The organism is Aliarcobacter sp. (assembly GCF_041672065.1).
Lineage (GTDB): Bacteria > Campylobacterota > Campylobacteria > Campylobacterales > Arcobacteraceae > Aliarcobacter > Aliarcobacter skirrowii.
Genome location: NZ_JBAZAH010000034.1, coordinates 1 through 18,512, shown reverse-complemented (window position 1 = coordinate 18,512; position 18,512 = coordinate 1). Strand labels below are relative to the sequence as shown.

At 26.9% G+C, this 18,512-nt stretch carries 19 protein-coding genes; 12 read left to right on the top strand and 7 right to left on the bottom strand.

Annotated features, from left to right (window positions below):
• Positions 1-105 precede the first annotated feature (105 nt).
• Genes WC168_RS06430 through WC168_RS06415 form a run of 4 tightly spaced genes read left to right on the top strand, consistent with a single transcriptional unit; the run spans position 106 to position 2,544 of the window.
• On the top strand, positions 106-978 hold the full coding sequence (locus tag WC168_RS06430) for a GyrI-like domain-containing protein (protein ID WP_372618205.1): 873 nt from the start codon (positions 106-108) through the stop codon (positions 976-978).
• A gap of 10 nt (positions 979-988) precedes the next feature.
• Positions 989-1,765 carry an NUDIX domain-containing protein gene (locus tag WC168_RS06425; protein WP_372618203.1) on the top strand — a complete coding sequence of 259 codons (777 nt, stop codon included), beginning with the start codon at positions 989-991 and terminating at the stop codon, positions 1,763-1,765.
• A gap of 36 nt (positions 1,766-1,801) precedes the next feature.
• Entirely contained in the window at positions 1,802-2,185 is a 384-nt protein-coding gene (locus tag WC168_RS06420) for a RidA family protein (RefSeq protein ID WP_066162688.1), read from the top strand.
• A gap of 2 nt (positions 2,186-2,187) precedes the next feature.
• Complete coding sequence (locus tag WC168_RS06415; protein ID WP_066162685.1) at positions 2,188-2,544, top strand: hypothetical protein; 357 nt, start codon at positions 2,188-2,190, stop codon at positions 2,542-2,544.
• A gap of 3 nt (positions 2,545-2,547) precedes the next feature.
• Here the strand turns inward: WC168_RS06415 and WC168_RS06410 are convergent, their stop codons facing one another.
• The 4 genes from WC168_RS06410 to WC168_RS06395 all read right to left on the bottom strand — a co-directional run bounded on the left by WC168_RS06410 (position 2,548) and on the right by WC168_RS06395 (position 6,474).
• A complete protein-coding gene (locus WC168_RS06410; protein WP_066162682.1) occupies positions 2,548-2,982 on the bottom strand; it encodes a hypothetical protein in 435 nt (144 codons plus the stop codon).
• Positions 2,983-3,045: 63 nt separating this feature from the next.
• Complete coding sequence (locus WC168_RS06405; protein ID WP_372618200.1) at positions 3,046-5,154, bottom strand: helix-hairpin-helix domain-containing protein; 2,109 nt, start codon at positions 5,152-5,154, stop codon at positions 3,046-3,048.
• Entirely contained in the window at positions 5,141-5,371 is a 231-nt protein-coding gene (locus tag WC168_RS06400; RefSeq protein ID WP_372618198.1) for a hypothetical protein, read from the bottom strand. The genes WC168_RS06405 and WC168_RS06400 overlap by 14 nt, the downstream gene beginning before the upstream one ends.
• A 14-nt stretch (positions 5,372-5,385) precedes the next feature.
• Positions 5,386-6,474 (bottom strand): peptidase M42, encoded by a 1,089-nt coding sequence (locus WC168_RS06395; RefSeq protein ID WP_066162674.1) that lies wholly within the window; start codon positions 6,472-6,474, stop codon positions 5,386-5,388.
• A gap of 203 nt (positions 6,475-6,677) precedes the next feature.
• Here WC168_RS06395 and WC168_RS06390 point away from each other — a divergent pair, with 203 nt between their 5' ends.
• Entirely contained in the window at positions 6,678-8,261 is a 1,584-nt protein-coding gene (locus WC168_RS06390) for a nitrite/sulfite reductase (protein ID WP_372618194.1), read from the top strand.
• A gap of 7 nt (positions 8,262-8,268) precedes the next feature.
• On the opposite strand, the gene WC168_RS06385 is transcribed toward WC168_RS06390, so the two are convergent.
• Positions 8,269-10,596, bottom strand: coding sequence for a fatty acid cis/trans isomerase (locus WC168_RS06385; RefSeq protein ID WP_372618192.1), 2,328 nt, complete (start codon positions 10,594-10,596; stop codon positions 8,269-8,271).
• A 92-nt stretch (positions 10,597-10,688) separates the two neighbouring features.
• Between WC168_RS06385 and WC168_RS06380 the strand changes: the two genes are divergently transcribed.
• From WC168_RS06380 to WC168_RS06370, 3 genes are read left to right on the top strand one after another with little or no spacing between them, the layout of a single operon-like run.
• Positions 10,689-11,570, top strand: coding sequence for an aspartate carbamoyltransferase catalytic subunit (locus WC168_RS06380; protein ID WP_066162668.1), 882 nt, complete (start codon positions 10,689-10,691; stop codon positions 11,568-11,570).
• A complete protein-coding gene (locus tag WC168_RS06375; RefSeq protein WP_082946415.1) occupies positions 11,571-12,536 on the top strand; it encodes an aminodeoxychorismate synthase component I in 966 nt (321 codons plus the stop codon).
• A 9-nt stretch (positions 12,537-12,545) separates the two neighbouring features.
• Positions 12,546-13,106, top strand: a complete 561-nt coding sequence (locus tag WC168_RS06370; RefSeq protein ID WP_279133392.1) for an aminotransferase class IV family protein — start codon at positions 12,546-12,548, stop codon at positions 13,104-13,106.
• Here the strand turns inward: WC168_RS06370 and WC168_RS06365 are convergent.
• The gene (locus tag WC168_RS06365; protein ID WP_066162662.1) at positions 13,103-13,657 is read right to left on the bottom strand and encodes an alkylphosphonate utilization protein; all 555 of its coding nucleotides are present in this window, start codon (positions 13,655-13,657) and stop codon (positions 13,103-13,105) included. The genes WC168_RS06370 and WC168_RS06365 overlap by 4 nt on opposite strands.
• 111 nt (positions 13,658-13,768) lie before the next feature.
• On the opposite strand from WC168_RS06365, the gene WC168_RS06360 reads away from it, so the two are divergent.
• From WC168_RS06360 to WC168_RS06345, 4 genes are all read left to right on the top strand, one after another.
• The gene (locus tag WC168_RS06360) at positions 13,769-14,368 is read left to right on the top strand and encodes an HPP family protein (protein ID WP_066162660.1); all 600 of its coding nucleotides are present in this window, start codon (positions 13,769-13,771) and stop codon (positions 14,366-14,368) included.
• A gap of 50 nt (positions 14,369-14,418) precedes the next feature.
• Entirely contained in the window at positions 14,419-15,606 is a 1,188-nt protein-coding gene (locus tag WC168_RS06355) for an aspartate aminotransferase family protein (RefSeq protein WP_372618189.1), read from the top strand.
• A 320-nt stretch (positions 15,607-15,926) separates the two neighbouring features.
• Positions 15,927-17,513 (top strand): sensor histidine kinase, encoded by a 1,587-nt coding sequence (locus tag WC168_RS06350; protein ID WP_372618187.1) that lies wholly within the window; start codon positions 15,927-15,929, stop codon positions 17,511-17,513.
• Between the two features lie 18 nt (positions 17,514-17,531).
• Positions 17,532-18,167 carry a response regulator transcription factor gene (locus WC168_RS06345; protein ID WP_066162652.1) on the top strand — a complete coding sequence of 212 codons (636 nt, stop codon included), beginning with the start codon at positions 17,532-17,534 and terminating at the stop codon, positions 18,165-18,167.
• A 20-nt stretch (positions 18,168-18,187) separates the two neighbouring features.
• Here the strand turns inward: WC168_RS06345 and WC168_RS06340 are convergent.
• Positions 18,188-18,512 (bottom strand): AI-2E family transporter (locus WC168_RS06340; protein ID WP_372618185.1); only part of this gene is annotated, 325 nt, incomplete at its 5' end.

The following is an 18,512-nucleotide window of genomic DNA, read 5'->3' as shown; positions in this document are numbered from 1 at the left end:
ATTTTTAAAATTTTACATCAATAAAAATATTAATACTTTACAAAAAATGCTTTTATAATTATCAATTATTGCTAAAAACATATACATTTATTGATATAATACTTTATGAAAAAATCTACTTATGAAAAAAGAGCAAAAATTGCAAATGATGTAATGAACTACATTTATAAATATATTGATACAAATATAAATATAGATGATTTAAGTTTACAATTAGATATTAGTAAGTTTCATCTTCACAGAGTCTTCAAAGAGGAGTTTGGAAAAAATATTTATGAAAGCATTAAGTCAATACGACTTGAAAAAGCTGCAAACCTATTAATTACAAATAAGTTTTCAACAATCACTGATATTTCAAATATGACTGGATATAGTTCACAAACATCTTTTTTAAGAGCCTTTAAACAAAGATTTTCTATGACACCAAAAGAGTGGAAAAATTGTGGTTATAAAGAGTATTCAAATAAAATTATTGAGAAAATATCAATTAGTAATGATTTAGATTTTTCAAATATTGAGCCAACAATTGTTAAAATGCCACAGATGAGAGGATATTATATTAGGCATAAAGGTTATGATAAATCTATTAAAAAAACATGGGCAAAGCTTCAAACTTGGATTTATACAAATGATATAAAATCTTATAAACAGATGGCACTGCATCATGATAATCCAATTATTACTCCACTTGAAGATTGCCAATATATTGCAATTGCAGTTTTGGATGAAAATGAAGAGTTAAAAGATTTATCCCTTCCAACTTTGGATATTCCAAAGGGAATTTATGCAAAGTTTAGTTTAAGTGGAAAGTATGGAGATGTAATAAAACTAATACAGTGGGTTTATCATGTTTGGTTAATAGATAGTGGTTATGAAACAACAACAAATCCATCTTATACGATTTATGAGAAGAATCATTTTTTAAGTTTAGATGGTGAGTTTATTTTGGATTTTTATCTTCCAATTAGATATGTATAAAGGAATTAAATTGAAAACAAGTATTGAATATATAGCAAATTTTAAAACAAGTCTTGACCCATACAATGGAATTACAATTTTAAGTGAAGATTTGCCAAAAGATATTTTGGATTTTGAACAGAATTTAAAAGATTTAATACAAAATGTAAAAGATAATAAAAATTTAATTTGGATCTATATAGATATAAAAAAATCAGATTTTATCCCAATTGCTACAAAGTTTGGTTTTACTTTTCACTCTTGCAATAGTGATTATATATTACTTGTGAAAGTTTTAAAAGAGAATGCAATAGTTCCAAATTTGGCAAATCATACTTTAGGAGTAGGTGCTGTTGTAATAAATAGTAAAAATGAGATTTTATTAATTAAAGAGATAATTAGAAATGAGTATTATAAGCTTCCAGGTGGACATATTGATGATGCTGAAATGATATCTCAAGCTTTGAGTCGTGAAGTTTTTGAAGAAACTGGTGTTGTTGTAGATTTTCTTAGAATTGTATCTGTAGGACATTTTTATCCACATCAATTTCATAAATCAAATCTATATGTTTTATGTCTTGCAAAGCCAAAAAGTTTAAAAATAGATGTAAAAGATAAAGAGGAGATTAGTGAAGCTATATGGCTAGATTTAGATGAAATGTTTATGAGAAGTGATATTCATGATTACACAAAAACTATTGTAAAATCAGCATTGAGTGGTCAAGGATTATATAAAAGTGAAGATGAAATTTTATCTCATTTGAAAAATCAGTTTGAGTTGTTTTTTGTAAAAGAAAGCAAAAACTAAATATAATAGACACTTTAAAAATTAAAGGATAGAAATATGAAACATATTATAAGTACAACAAAAGCTCCAAGTGCAATTGGACCATATAATCAAGCAGTTAATTTTGGAGAGTTGATTTTTACATCGGGACAAATAGCATTAAATCCAACTACAATGGAAGTTGTAAGTGGTGGAATAAAAGAGCAAACAAGACAAGTTATGGAGAATTTAAAAGCTATTTTACAAGAGGCTGGAAGCTCTTTTGATAATGTTATTAAAACAACTTGTTTTTTATCAGATATGGATAATTTTGTTGCTTTCAACGAAGTTTATGGAGAGTATTTTCAAGTTTTATCAGCACCAGCTAGAAGTACAGTTGCCGTAAAAACATTACCAAAAAATGTTTTAGTTGAAGTAGAAGTAATAGCTTTTAAAAACTAAATATGTTTTTAGGAAAATGTCCATATTGTGATGATGGACAAATAGAGATTAGAAAAAAAGAGGTAAGAGGCAAAAAAGTAGAGCTTTATGCTTGTTCAAACGCCTCTTGGATTACCGAAGATGGAGAGTTTTTTGAACTCTCAAGCTCTTCAAAGTGTTCGTTTAGAATTTGGCAAAATGCCTTAAGTAGATATGGACACTATTTAAAACATAGTGAAATAAGAGCTTTATTAAACAATGAAGAGCTTGAATTAAAATTTAAAACTCAAAAAAGATTTGGACAAAAAGAGAGAAAGGATTACTTTAAAAAAGTAATCCTTCACCCCCAGTATGGTGTTCAAATACTATTTGATGAGTAAAATTTATAAAAAAAACATAAGTTTTGCAATCACAACAATAGCAATTGAGAGAAGCAAAGCATAAGCGTGAAAATGTTTCATAAACGAAACTGGTTCAATTTTTGCTACTTTACAAAAAATTGTATAAACTACTCCCAAAATTATTAGTAAAACAAAAAAGAGTTTTATCCATAAAAGTATTTGTAAAGAGCTATTAAAATACCCAACTTCTTTATTAATATAGTTTGTAAACATATATATACCACTTGATATTAGTATAATTACAACTAAGGGATAGATTATAATTCCACGACCAACAATAGCACTTATCATGTTATCATAAGCCTCTTGACCAAACTTTTTTTTAACTGCTGGAAATATAAATATATCTGCAAAAATAAAACCTACAAAAATTATTGCACATAATAGATGAACTGTTTGGACTAATAGATACTCCATAAATATCCTTTTTTAATAGAATTATAATTAATAAAAAAGATATTTATCTTAACAAAAATCAATTCATTTTAAACTCAAAGATACTCTTTGTTTCTCTAAATCTACAGCTATTACTTTTAAATTTTCTAAATTTTGATTTATACTTAAAACATCACTTGGATGAGATACTCTTTTTTGGCTAATTTGTGATATATGAAGTAGGGCATCATTTTTTATTCCAATATCTACAAATGCTCCAAAATCTGTAATATTTCTTACAACTCCACTTAAAATAAATCCCTCTTTTAAATCATTTATATCTAAAATATCATTTGAAAATTTAACACTATTAAATTCAAATCTTACATCAAGACCTGGATTTAAGAGCTCTTTTATAATATCTTTTAACTTTATAGTTGAAATATTTAAGCTTTTTGCAATATCTTCAAACTCTTTTATATCATTGATATCATAATTTTTTTGAAGTTTTAAAGCAATTTCGTAATCTTCTGGATGAATAGAGGTATTATCTAAAATTGATAAGCCATCTTTTATTCTTAAAAATCCAACACACTGTTCATAAACTTTTGCTCCAATACCTTTTACATTTAAAAGCTCTTTTTTAGAGCTAAATTTTTTGATTTTTTCTCTATGTTCAATAATATTTAAAGCCATTTTTTCACTAATTCCAGATACAAAAGAGAGTAGTTTGTATGAAGCAGAGTTTAAATCAACTCCAACTTTATTTACTAAATCAATAGTAATATTTTCAAGTTTTTTCTCTAACTCTTTTTGATTTACATCGTGTTGGTATTGACCAATTCCAAGAGATTTTGGATCAATTTTTACCAATGCTGCCATTGGATCTCTTAATCTTTGAGCAATAGATATAGCACCTTTAATTGTTACATCAAGGTTTGGATACTCCAAAGATGCAATTTTTGAAGCTGAATAAACACTAGCTCCAATCTCACTTACAACTGCATAATTAACATCTAATCTATTCTCTTTTATTAGATTGTCAATAAAAGTTGCTGTCTCTTTACTTGCTGTTCCATTTCCAATAGCTATGCTTGTGATTTTATATCTATTGATTAAATCTAAAACTATTTTTGATGAGTTTATTAAATCCTCTTTTGGTTTTGTTGGATAAATAACACTACTATCTAAAAATTGACCATCTTCGTTTATAACTGCTAATTTACATCCGCTTTTATATCCAGGATCAACTCCAAGAATTACTTGATTTAGAAGAGGTGCAGTTAGAAGTAGCTCTTTTAGATTTTTTCCAAAAAGCTCAATTGCCTCTTTGCTTGCTTTTTCTTTTAAATTTGTTATTGCTTCTCTTTTTAGTGTTGGAAGGAGTAATCTTTTTAGTCCATCTTTAAAACCTTCAAATACTAACTCTTTTGAATCATGTGCATCTGGTTTTATTTTATACTTTTTTATATTTTCTAAAATATAGTTCTCATCTATTTCAACTTTTATATTTAGTTGTTTTTCGTTTACAGCTCTTAAAATTGCTAAAACTCTATGAGGTTTTATATATTTTATTTTTTCACTTGTATTTGCAAAAGAGGCATAAAGACCACTTTTATCAAACTCTTTTGTAGCAGTTACTTCTAAGATTCCCCAATTATTTATTAAATTTCTAACAATATCTTTAGATCTAAAATCATCAGCATATCTTTGGGCAATTATATCTTTTGCACCACTTATAGCATCTTGAGTAGTTTTTATATTTTTATTTAAAAACTGTTTTGCTTTTTGTTCACACTCAAGTTTGCTATATCTCATACTTTGAATTATATTTGCTAATGGTTCAAGACCATTTTCAATAGCATTTGAAGTTCTTGATGATTTTTTATCTTTAAATGGTGAGTAAATATCTTCTAAAGCTTGTAAGCTTGTAGCTTCATCTAAACTTTTTTCTATATTTTCATTTAAAAAATTTCTCTCTTTTAAGAGATTTTTTATATCCTCTTTTTTATTTAAGAGTTTTTTTGAGTATTCAAAAATCTCTTCAAAATCTCTAAGCTGTTCATCTGTTGCACTATTTGTAAACTCTTTTCTATATCTTGCGATAAAGGGAATTGTACACCCCTCATCCAAAAGTTTTATTATATTTTCAATAATATTTTTACTAAGTAGCGTCTTTTTTTCTAAAATATCTATTAAATTAATCTTCGTCAAAACTTCCCTTAGAGCTAGGAGAGTAGCTATCATCAGCATAATTGTAGTTATCATAGTCATCATAATCAACTGTAAATATTTTTGGATAACCAAGTTTTACAAGCTCTTTATCAATATTCTCTTCGCTTAATCTATTTTTTACTCTATTCATAATAAGTTCAATGTCCTCTTCTTTAACATCGTTTGCTCTTAATTCATAAATAATAGCTAAATTCATTTTTTCCTTCTTGTTTAAATATTTTTAGTTTTTATGTAAAAACTGCTTAAAATAAAAATGATAGATTTAACAGACAAAATATTTGCTGTTTCATCAACAGTATGGTAACCAGTTGTGGGTATTTGCAAAGTTGTACCCTGAATCTTTTTATTAGACTCCATAATAATTCTTCCTAGTTCTGTACTTCCAATACTAATTGGTTTTAATCCCTCTTGAACTCTTTTTTTATTCTTTTCAGTTATAAATTTATCTTTACAAGAAAATGTTATTTTATTTTTTTTGCAAAACTTTTTTATCTCATCTAAAAGTGGTGATTTAAATCTTGCATTTACATCTTTGTTTCTTAATACAACCATTTGTTTATCGGCTTCTTGTCTTGATTCATAAGGACTTGTATCTAAAACAATTAATTTATCAGTTGATACTTTATTCTTTTTAAACCACTCATTTATATATCTCCAACTCTTCCCAGCCTCCTCTTGAGCTGTAAAAAAAGCTGTACCTTCATAACCATTTTGATATAAAAAAAGAATAATTGCAGCACTAATAACATTATCAAGTTGAGCTGAGATTAGATTGCCATCTTGTTTTAGTTTATCTATAAATGCAATTGGAGTTCCTGGAAGAAGATGTGAAAGTCCATCTATTTCAAAGATTAAGTTGTTTATCTCCTCTTTTAAAAAGGCATCTTTTATTTTACCAGTTCCTAAATATGAACCACTAAAAGGATCATATGCGTGAACACCTTGATTTATATATCGTTTTGAGATTTGTTGAAAAGTTTGTTCAGAAAGAGAGTTTCCTCTTAAGTCAGATCGATTTTTTGCCAAAAAAGCTGCAAATTGAAACTCATTTGGACCTGTACAAATAACCCCGTGCCTATCAATATGAGCGCTCAAAAATCCATTTTCTGGCTCTTTACCAATAGCTACTAAAAGACCATCATAGTGCTCTGTTTTAACACCAAGTTCATCAAGTTCTCTTTTTAAATATAGTAAAAATGAGTGCTCAGCACCTGTAACAGAAGGAACACGAATAAGTTGTTTTAGTAAATCTAAAAATAGATTAAAATTTTTTTGCTCATTTAAAAATGAAGCATTCAAGGGTATCTCCTAGAAATTTTTAGAATAGATAAAACTACTCTATGGGTGGAATTATAGACTAAAAAATTAGTTTTTATCCTAAAAATTTGCTTAAATATTTTTTGAATAGAATTGTTTATTAAATTAATCAAGATTATATTAATCTATATTTAAAGTATGATTGATATACTTTCATAATTTTAATTTTAAATTAGGAATATTAAATGGCAGAGTTATCAGAACTTGAGAAGTTAAAAGCATCAAGAAATCCTCTTAGAGTAATAGATGATTTATATAAAGAGGCACTTGAAGGAATCCCTTTAAAAGATGAATATATTGGTTTACTTAAATGGTATGGAATGTATCCTCATGTAAACAAAGATGGATTAGAAGATAAAAAATATTTTATGAAAAGAATAAAATTAGTTGATGCTAGAATGAATTTAGAGCAACTAAGAGTTATGAGTGAAATTGGGGTAAAGTATGCAAAAGGTTTAGTAGATTTTACAACAAGACAAAATGTACAGTTTCATTATATAGAGATTAAAGATATACCAGCTATTTTTGATATGTTGGGTGAAGTAAATTTAACTTCAAGAATGGCATCAGGTGATGGACCAAGACCTATTATGACTTGTCCTGTTAGTGGAATTGATGAGGGTGAGATTTATGATGTTCAAAATTTATTAAAAGAGGTTGATAGCTATTTTGATAAAAATGACGATAGATTTTGTAACTTTCCAAGAAAGTATAAAATAGGAATTAGTGGTTGCAAATGTCATTGTGCTGCTCATGAGATTCAAGATGCTGCTTTTACAGCTATTAAGACAAAAAATGGTGAGGTTGTTTTTGATTTAACTATTGGTGGAGGATTATCAAAATCTAAGCAGATAGCAACTAGAGCAAATAAGTATGTTAAACCAAATCAAGTTTTAGATGTTGCTGTTGCTTGTGCAGAGATTTTTAGAGATCATGGAAATAGAGATAATAGAAATAAAGCAAGAGTTAGACATCTTTTAAATGATTGGGGAATAGAGAAGTTTGTTGAAGAGATTGAGAAAGTAATCGGATATAAACTTCAAGATGGTTTAGAGGCTCCAATTGTTGCATCTTATGAAAATAGAAACCATTTTGGAATAAACAAACAGAAGCAAAATGGACTTTCATATGTAGGTTTTGCAACAAACTCAGGAAGAGTTGCAGGTGATGATTTTGTAAAATTCTATGAGATTTGTAAAAAATATAGTGCTGGTGGAGTTGCATTAACTGGAACTCAAAACTTTATAGTTTATGATGTAAAAGATGATGTAGTTCAAGCTTTAGCAGATGAGTTTCAAGCCTTAGGATATCCATATAAACCAAATCCATTTAGAGCAAGATTGCAATCATGTACAGGAAAAGAGTTCTGTAAATTTGGAATAACAGAAACTAAAGAGTATGCAAAAAAAGTTGTGCTTGAGTTGGAACAAAAATTCCCAGATTTTGTTGAAGATTTAAGTATTGCAATTGCTGGTTGTGGAAATACATGCTCTCATCCACAAATTGCTGATATTGGTTTTGTTGGTTGTATGATGAGACACGAAGGTGAGAGAATTGAAGGTTATGAAGTTTTATTAGGTGGAAATTTAGAAGGAACAACTAAAAGTAGAATAGCAAGAAAAGTTGGTGTTAAAATTCCAGCAACACAAGTTGTTGATTATGTAGGACAATTAATAAATGATTACAAACAAAACAGTCTTGGACAAAAAAGATTCAAAGATTATTTAGCAATTTTAGAACCAGTAGGAAGTATAGAAGAGGCTGAATAAGCCTCTTTTAATCAATATTTTCATTAATAGCTTTGTGATAGTATCTATTTAGATCAAATAATCCAAACTCAATTGGATTTGATTTTTCAAACTCTTTTGTAAACCAATCGTAGTGTTCCCAAAAACTTGGATTTGCTCTATTTATTGCAAATCTTGATATGTTTTTTACACACTCAGTGCTATTTTTAAAATTTTTTAAAGAGTTAAAGAAACTTGGAATATCATCTTGATTTATTATAAAAAACATATTTGGATAGGCACTTACAAATCCTTCAACAAAATCTATATCATCTTTTGAAGGATCTAATCTTGACTCCTCTTTAAACATCAAAGCTACATTATCATGCCATCTATTTATAACCATAGAGTAAACTAAATTTGAACCATCATTTAGTTTTATTCTAATTAAAGTTGCATTTGTGTCAGAACCTGTAAAATATTTTGTAAAATTTTGACTATTTGGTAGTGATAGAGCTTTAAATCCCTCTTCAATCTCTTTTTTGTTTTTATAACTACTTCTTATTTCACTTGGAGTATATTTTTCATAAGTATAGTTTATAGAATCTATTGGAGTATTTGTATATTTTAGAATTTTAGAAATTAACTCTTTTTTGTAATCTTTAGTATAAAAATCAATAGCTGTCTCATTTTGTGATGGAAGATAAGTTGTAAGATATTGAGCCAACCAACCTAAATACCAAGAGTTAAAATATCCATCTCTTGTTGCTTTTGGTAAAAACTCTAAAAACATACTCTCACCTTCAACTCTTAATCTATCCATATGAGTTCTTACAAGAAGTTGATGTGCTGTATTTCCATAAACATCAAAACCAGCAACTAAAGAGTAGTAAATACGCTCTAATAGTGGAAAATCTATAACCCACATATTTTTTGGAGTATTCCCTAAAGCACCTTTGTGAAGTGATGCTGTATCAAAGTGTCTATAAACTGTTAAAATAGAGTCATCTTTTTTACTCTTTCTTAAATACTCTAGTTTTAATCCATCTTTGTAGTGTTTATTATAAACTTCATTTTTATTTTTAAAATATGCTAAAACTTCATCTTTGTGCCCTAAATTTTTGAATGTTGAATATAAAGAAGGATCTTCTCCTAGTTGATTTGGAATCTCTAAGTTTTTTAAATTTTGCTCTAAGAACTCTTTATCTACTACACTTAAATCATATTTTGGATCCATAAATGCAACCCAAAAATGGTCTTGAATAACATTGAGTGCAATTTGACCTTTACAAACAGGACCTTTAATAAATGTATTTACAAAAAAATATACATCTTCTAATAAAAATTGATATCTACTTTTTGCAGGAATTTGTTTAAACACCTCAAGTGCATTTGGTGCTTTAGTTTTATCAAAACTTGGCATATATGGTTTTTCATTCCATTTTGCTTTTATAAATAAATTATTAAAAAGTGCTAATTTTTTATCATCAATTTTATATGGCATATGAGTTTTATGAACTCTTGTTTGCTCACTAATTCTAACTCTATAATAGTATGGTTCATCTATTTTATCGTAAGGAAATGTTGTAGGAATAATTTCAGGTTCAAAAGGAGATGCAGTTTTTGAACGAATTAACTCAAAAAAATTACCACTTTTCTCTTCAAAATAGATATCTGCTAAAAATAGATGTTCATAGATATATCTAGCAGTTACTTGATGTTTTATTGAAGAGTTGTTTAAAAAATCTTCAAGCTTTTTTATCTGTTTTTTTTCAAAATTTGTTATAGATACTTTTGTATCATCAATTGCATTCTCATCAAGCCAAGTCATTATTAGGTTATACTCATCTTTGCTAATAGCTGGAAAACCATAAGGCATAGCTTTGTGTGGATTTTTTTCAAAATACTCTTCAAGCTCATCTTGATTTTGAGAGCAAGTTAATTTATCTGTTTCAGGAGAGTAGTTACCAACAATTTGTGGATTTAACTCTTTTTGAAATAAAAATTGCATCATAATTGATTCATTATTATCTAAATCTTTATCTAAAACAGATGTGAAACCTTTTTCTCTCCACTCATTTGTATCTTTTGCATCAACATATAATCTTGTAGGAGAACTCGCATTTATTCTAGTATCATAAACTAAAGCTTTTGTAACTCCTCTATCAAGTCCTGCAAAACTCTCCATTTTTAATTGACAAGGTGAGTTGTAGCATGAGTGACAAGATACACAACGACTATCAAAAATTGGTTTTATATCTTTTGTATATGATATTTTTTTATCAACTCTATCAAAAACAACAGGATCTAAAGGTTTTGAAGAACAACCAAAAAATAAAAATGTAAATAAAATTATAAATGTAAATTGTAGTTTCAATTATTAACTCCTATAGTAAAATATTATGATTATACTCAATTTTGTTTAAAGAGCTTTTTGCTAATATTCCAAACTAAAACCAAAGGAAAAAAATGCAACACCTAATAAGAACTTCCGACTTCACTAAAGATGAAATCTTGGCTATTTTTGAAGATGCTAGAGCATTTAAAGAGGGAAAGCTTAGTAAAGTTTTAGAAGGCAAAATTATTGTAACACTATTTTTTGAAAACTCTACAAGAACAAGAACATCTTTTGAAATTGCTGCAAAAAGGCTTGGAGCTGAGGTTGTAAATTTAGATGTTGGAACTTCATCTCAAAAAAAAGGTGAAACTATGTACGATACAGTTTCAAACTTAAATGCGATGAATCCAGATGCAATAGTAATAAGACACAGTGTTCATGGACTTCCAGAGAGCTTAATAGGGTATGTAGATTGTCCTATTATCAATGCAGGAGATGGAAGACACTCACACCCAACTCAAGCTTTTTTAGACCTTTTTACAATTAATGAATATTTTGGTGGAGAAACTGAAGGTAAAAAAATAGCAATTGTGGGAGATGTTAGAAATTCAAGAGTTGCTGGAAGTAATAGAAGATTACTTCCTAGATTTGGAATAGATGTAAATTTAGTAGCTCCTGATTGTTTTAAATATGAAGGAGATGAGTTTAAACAGTTTAATACAATTCAAGAAGTAATAGATGATATGGATATTGTTATGAGTTTAAGAAGTCAACTTGAACGTCACAATATAACATACTTTGAGTCACTTCAAGAGTATGCAAAAGATTTTTGTATTACAAGTGAGTTGATGAATAGAAAAGAGTTTTTACTTCTTCATCCAGGTCCTGTTAATAGAAATATTGATATTACAGATGATGTTTTAAAGCACCCAAGATGTAAAGTTTTAGAGCAAGTTACAAATGGAGTTGCAATAAGAGCTTCTATTTTGAAAAAACTAATTTTAAAATCTTAAGTGAAAATAGAAAAAATTAAAAAAAAACTAAATCTTTATGGCTCTTGTAAAGAGCCATTTCTTTTTTTGATATCTTATGATTTAAAAAAACTTCATATTGAAAAATTAGATAAAAAATCAAAAAAAATTAGATATAAAATCTCTTCAAAAATTAAAAATCAAAAAAATAGTAAAAAATATTTTTTTAAAAAATATCCAATAGATTTTGAGAGTTATAATAAGAAATTTAAAACTATTCAAGAGCAAATAAGAGCTGGAAATACATATCTTGCAAATCTAAGTTCTCAAACAAAAATAGATACAAATTTAAGTTTAAATCATATTTATAAAACTTCAAATTCACTTTTAAAATTAAGAGTCAAACTAAAAAAAACAAATTTTGTCTGCTTTAGTCCTGAAAAGTTTATAGAAATAGTTGATGATAAAATCTATACTTATCCTATGAAAGGAACTATTGATAAATCTATAAAAGATTCAAAAGAGCTTCTTTTAAATAGTACAAAAGAGTTAGCAGAACACACTATGATTGTAGATTTACTAAGAAATGATTTGGGAAAAGTTGCAAAAAGTATAGAAGTTGAAGAGTTTAGATTTATTGATGAGATTAAAACCAATAAAAAAACATTGCTTCAAACAAGCTCAAAAATATCTGGAAAGTTAGATGATAATTGGAGTGATAATTTAGGTGATATTTTATTAGCTCTTCTTCCAGCTGGAAGTATTACAGGAACTCCAAAAAAATCAACTATTGATATTTTAAAAAAAGTAGAAAATTATAATAGAGGTTTTTATACAGGAATTTTTGGAGTTTTTGATGGAAAAAATCTTCAAAGTTTTGTTTTAATTAGATTTATAGAAAAAATTGATGGAGAACTTTTTTATAAAAGTGGTGGAGGAATAACATCTGATAGTAGGGTTGAGGATGAATATAAAGAGTTAATAGATAAAATCTATTTGCCATTTTAAAGGATAATTATGTTTTTTGAGACAATAAAGTGTGATGATTTTGAGATTTTTAATTTAGATTATCATAATAAAAGAGTTGCTTTTACTATTGGAAAAAATTTAAATCTTCAAGAGTATATAAATCCAATTAGTAATGAACTTCTTAGATGTAAAATCATTTATGATGAGAATGAGGTTTTAGATGTACAATATTTCCCCTATAAAAAAAAGCAGATAAATAGTTTTAAAGTAATTTTTGATGATGGTATAGATTATTCAAAAAAGTATTTAAATAGAGAGAGATTGGATTATCTGTTTTCACAAAAAGATAGTTGTGAAGAGATAATTATTTTGAAAAATGGTATTGTAACAGATACAAGTATTGCTAATATTGCTATATTTTATGAAGGAGTTTGGATAACTTCAAAACAGTGTTTACTAAATGGAACTACAAGAGCAAGATTGATTGAAGATAAAAAGATTTTTGAAAAAGATATTACATTAGAGATGTTAAAAAATGCTTCAAAAATAGCACTTTTAAATGCTATGATTGATTTTTATATTATTGAAAAACCAAAGATTTCTCTTTAGTTTTTCTTTACAAATTGAGTTAAAATTACAATTTTTACACCATTAACTCTTCCTTCAATTTGTCCCTCTTCTCTTCCAAGAGTTATATTTCTAACTGCTGTTCCTCTTTTAGCAGTAAAACCAGCTCCTTTTACATCTAAATCTTTTATAAGAGTAACTGTATCTCCAGCACTTAAAACAACACCATTACAATCTTTTTGAACAACACTATCATCAAAGCTTTCAAGACCTTTATTTGCCCACTCTAAAGTCTCTTCATCTAAATATATCATATCAAGTAACTCTTGATTATCAAGTTTTTTTAACATTCTATATGATAAAACTTGAACTGCTGGAACTGTACTCCACATAGATTCACTTAAACAGTACCAATGATTTGAGTCAAGTTCGCAACTTTGCTCAAACTGATTTTTACATTTTTCACATAATAAAGCAGATGTTTCTAAACTTCCATCACTTGGGCTTACCTCAAAAATGTCTAAATTCTCTTGATTTTTACAAAGCTCACATGAATTTTCAGCTCTTTTTATTAAATCTTCTAAAATTCCCATAAAGTCTATCCTTTTTAAATAATGTCCAAATTGTACCATAGTTGATATAAATCATAAAAAAATGGTAAAAATTTTGTTACCATTACGATTTTTAAAATTAGAGGTTATATTATGAAATATTTTTATAAATTATTTGCAAAAAACAATAAAGAGCTATTTGATAAATCAAATCTTTTTTGGTCTTGGATAGGCTCTTTTTTGGGACTATTAGCAATTGCATTTTTTCACAAAAACTTTTTAGGTGATTTAGATTTAAGTTTGGTTTTAGGATCTTTTGGAGCAAGTGCTGTTTTAATATATGGAGCTGTAAACTCACCTCTAGCACAACCAAAAAATTTAATAGGTGGACATTTAATTAGTGCTTTTGTAGGAGTTAGTTGTTATAAACTTTTTTCTGGAGATTTACTTTTGGCATCTTCAATTGCAGTTGCCACTTCCATTTTATTTATGCAATTAACTTTTACCTTACATCCACCAGGAGGTGCAACTGCACTTATTGCTGTAGTTGGGACTTCTCAAGTTCATGATTTAGGATATTTGTATCTATTGATTCCAGTTTTAAGTGGAACTATAATCTTATTTTTAATAGCATTTATAGTCAATAATATACCAAAAAATAGAACATATCCACAAAATTATAAAAGCCATTATAAAAAATATTATCAAAGATATAAAAGAAAAAGTTTAAAGAGAAAACGGAGCAAAAATTAATAGCAATAAAGATATAATAGAACTTTAGATTGTAAAAAATTAGGAAAGATATGAAAGAGATAGAAAAATTAGATAAAGAGTATGTTCTTCATACATATGCAAGAAATTATGTTAATTTTAAAAAAGGTGTAAATGCAACTTTATATGATGATGAAAACAGAGATTATATAGATTTTACTTCAGGAATTGCTGTTTGTAGTGTAGGTCATGGAAATAAAAGAGTTGCAGATAAAATATATGAACAAGTTTTAAATTTAACTCATACTTCAAATTTATATGCAATAGAACCACAAGCTAAATTAGCAAAAAAGATTAAAGAGTTAAGTGGTTATGATATTAGAACATTTTTCTCAAATAGTGGAGCAGAAGCAAATGAAGGTGCTATAAAAATTGCTAGAACTTATGGAGAGAAATTTGAGAAGAAAAGATATAAAATTATAACTTTAGAGCACTCATTTCATGGAAGAACAATCACAACTGTAAAAGCAACAGGACAAAGTTCAATGCACCAAAGTAAATTTGCTCCATACCCAGAAGGCTTCTCATATAATAGTGCTATTGATGATATTTATAACTCTATTGATGATGAAACAGTTGCAGTGATGATTGAGCTTGTTCAAGGTGAGGGTGGAGTTTTTCCTTTTCCAAAAGATAAAATTCAAGAGTTAGCGAAGTTTTTAGAACAAAATGATATTTTACTAATAATAGATGAGGTACAAACTGGAGTTTATAGAACAGGAGAGTTCTTGGCTTCAAATTTATATGAAATAGAACCAGATATTATAACTTTAGCAAAAGGTTTAGGTGGTGGAGTTCCAATAGGAGCAGTTTTAACAAAACATAAAGATATATGGAGTGCTGGTGATCATGGAAGCACTTTTGGTGGAAACTATCTTGTAACAACAGCTGCTTTAGAGGTTTTAGATATTTTAGAGGATTTAAAAGATAGTGGAACTTTAGATGAAACTATTATTTACTATACAAAAAAATTAGATGAGTTATATGAGAATAATAAAGAGATTTTTATATCAAACATTGGACTAGGGCTTATGAGAGGATTAAGAGTAAAAGATGGTGATACTTTGTCACTTTTAATCAAAACAGCATTTGAGTCTGGAGTTATGGTTTTAAAAGCAGGTAAAAATACATTAAGACTTCTTCCAGCTTTAACAATATCTAAAAATGAGATTGATGAAGGATTTAAAAGACTTCAAACTGCGCTTAATAAGATAAAATAGAATAAAAAAAGTGGCATTTAAGCCACTTTTATAATTAGATGAATATAGAATAAGGTATGCCTCAATTAATTAAATATTAAAGCTTTATCCAACCGTCGCCATCATCTTCTTCAAACTCTTCTTCAATAAATGAAATAATAATTTTTGCCCCGATCTAAAAAAAGTAACTGAGTTATCAAAAAATAATAAGTTTTCCAAAGCTATTTCCTTGTCTATTAATATTTTGGCAGAAGAATAATAACAAACAGTTATGTCAAACAAATGTCAAAATCTCATTTAAAGCTCTATTTTTGTAGAATTTTGAACTTTCAGGAGGAAATATGAATTTAAAACTGCCAAAACCATCGACAGTCCTTTTTTTAAATATTTTGATTTTTCTAATCATTACTATGGTCGGTTATTTTATAATTTTTCAGAACTTTCAGATAAATAATAATAAAAATCAGGAGATAATTTTTTTTCAAATCAAAGATAAAAGTTCATCTTTATTAACAAAAATTTTAAATGAGTATCATATAAAAAAAGATTCAATAAAAAGTAGTCATGAAGATGCTTTAAAATTATTTAAAAAAGGTTTAGATGTTATAGATATAAAAAATATTTTAGATGAAAAAAATAGTTCAAGATATGAAGTCTATATTTTAGATAGTAGTTTTAAAATAGAGGATAGCTCACTTTTTTATGATATTGGTACAAATTTATCAATAGCAAAAAATGGTTTTTTAAACTATTTAAAGAGTAACAAAATAGGGGTTGTAATACCTGAATATTCAAATGAGTTTTTGCAATTTATAAGTTATACAGTATCAAAACTTGATGATGGAAGATATTTTACAATAATATATTTTTATGATGGATTTATAGAAGAGCTTAAAGCAATTCAAGAGTTAATTAATGGTGAAGATAGTTTAACAAGCTCAATAGCTTATATAATATCAAATGATTATGTAGGTAATTTTGCATTTAAATCTATCCCCTCTTATAAACAGACAATTATGGATTTGCAACAAAGATTTCAAAAAGGTGGAGAGCTTTTAAACACTTTGGGAGATAAAAGTTTTGTTACTTTTGAAAAGATAGATGAAGATAAAAAGTTTAAAGTTTATAATTTAGTTCAAACAAGTCCAATATATGATGATGCAAAGATTTTATATTGTATAGTTTTTGATGAAAAAGTCTATTTAGAGAAGATTTTTTATCTAAGAGTTGTATCTTTTCTCTCATTTATAATAGGAACTTTTGCAATTTATTTAATATATAGTTTAAGAAATACTGAGCTTCTTTTAAGCTATAAAGATAAATTCATAGCACACTCTATTCATGAAATTAATACACCACTTTCAATTATTACAATTAATACACAATTAAGAGAGAAACTTTATGGAAGTGATAAATACTCTTTAAAGATAAATGGAGCTTTAAAAACTCTTGAAAACTCATATGAAGATATGACTTTTTTGCACACCAAAGATAAAATAGAGTATGAAATAGTAGAGAATAATCTTCAAAGAGCTTTAGAGAGTAGAGTAAAATATTTTGATACCATTGCAAATAGTCAAAATAGAAAAATAGAACTGATTGTTTATAATAATTTATATTTAAAGATGGGAATAATAGAGTTAAATAGATTGATTGATAATAATATTTCAAATGCAATAAAGTACTCTTTAGTTGGAAGTATTATTAAAATAGTATTAAAAGGAAATATTTTGGAGTTTCACTCTATTGGACAAAAAATAGAGAATCCTAAAAATATTTTTAAAAAATATAATAGAGAGAACAGAACGACTGGAGGTCATGGTTTGGGATTAGCAATTGTAAGTGATATTTGTAAAAAGTATAATTTTACGATAGAGGTTGAGAGTAAAGATGTAAATATATTTAGATATATTTTCAACGAATATTAATTTTTAGTGGGAATTAAAATGAGAGTTTTTTTATTAGAAGATGATTTTTCTTTAAATGAATCAATAAAAGATATGCTTGAGAGTGAATCTTTTTTAGTTGATTGTTTCTATGATGGAAAGGTTGCTTTAGATAGTATAAATAGTAATTATGACCTATTTATTTTAGATATATTTGTTCCAAATTTAAATGGAATTGAGCTTATGTATAGAATAAAAAAAGAGAATTCAAACTCTATTGTATTTATTATGAGTGCAAATATTGATATAAGTACAATTGAAGAGGCTTATAAAAAGGGTTGTGATGACTATATTAAAAAACCTTTTAATATTCAAGAGCTACTTTTTAAATTGAAAAAATATAATAAAAGTGGTGAATTATTTAAGCTTGAAGATGAACTATTTTTTGATTTAAAATTAAAAAAATTAATATATAAAAATATAGATATAGAGCTTACAAAAAAAGAGAAACAGTTTTTAAATCTTTTAGTAGATAATCGAGGTTCAATAGTTAATTATAGTTTAATTGAAGATGTAGTTTATGATAGAGAGTATAAAACTATTGATGCTATAAGAAGTTTAGTAAAAAGACTTAGAAAGAAACTCCCTAAAGATATTATTTTTACAAATTTAGATCAAGGTTATTATATAAAATAGTTAAAATAAACTATTTTATATTAAGATTTAGATTTAGATTTTTTTCTTGATAAATTAGACATTAAAATACCAAGCCAACGGCTATTTGAGTTTGAATCAAAAGCTATTTTTAGAGTCATAGTAATTGGAACTGCCAAAAACATTCCAACAATTCCCAAAATATAACCCCAAAAAATTAAAGAGAAAAATATTACCAAAGGTGATAATCCAAGCTCTTTTCCCATCAGTTTTGGCTCTAAAATATTGCTAATAGAGATATTAATTACCATATAAAGTACAATTACCCATATAGTTGATGCAATATCAAGATTCATCAAAGCTAAAAGTATTGCAGGAATTGAAGCT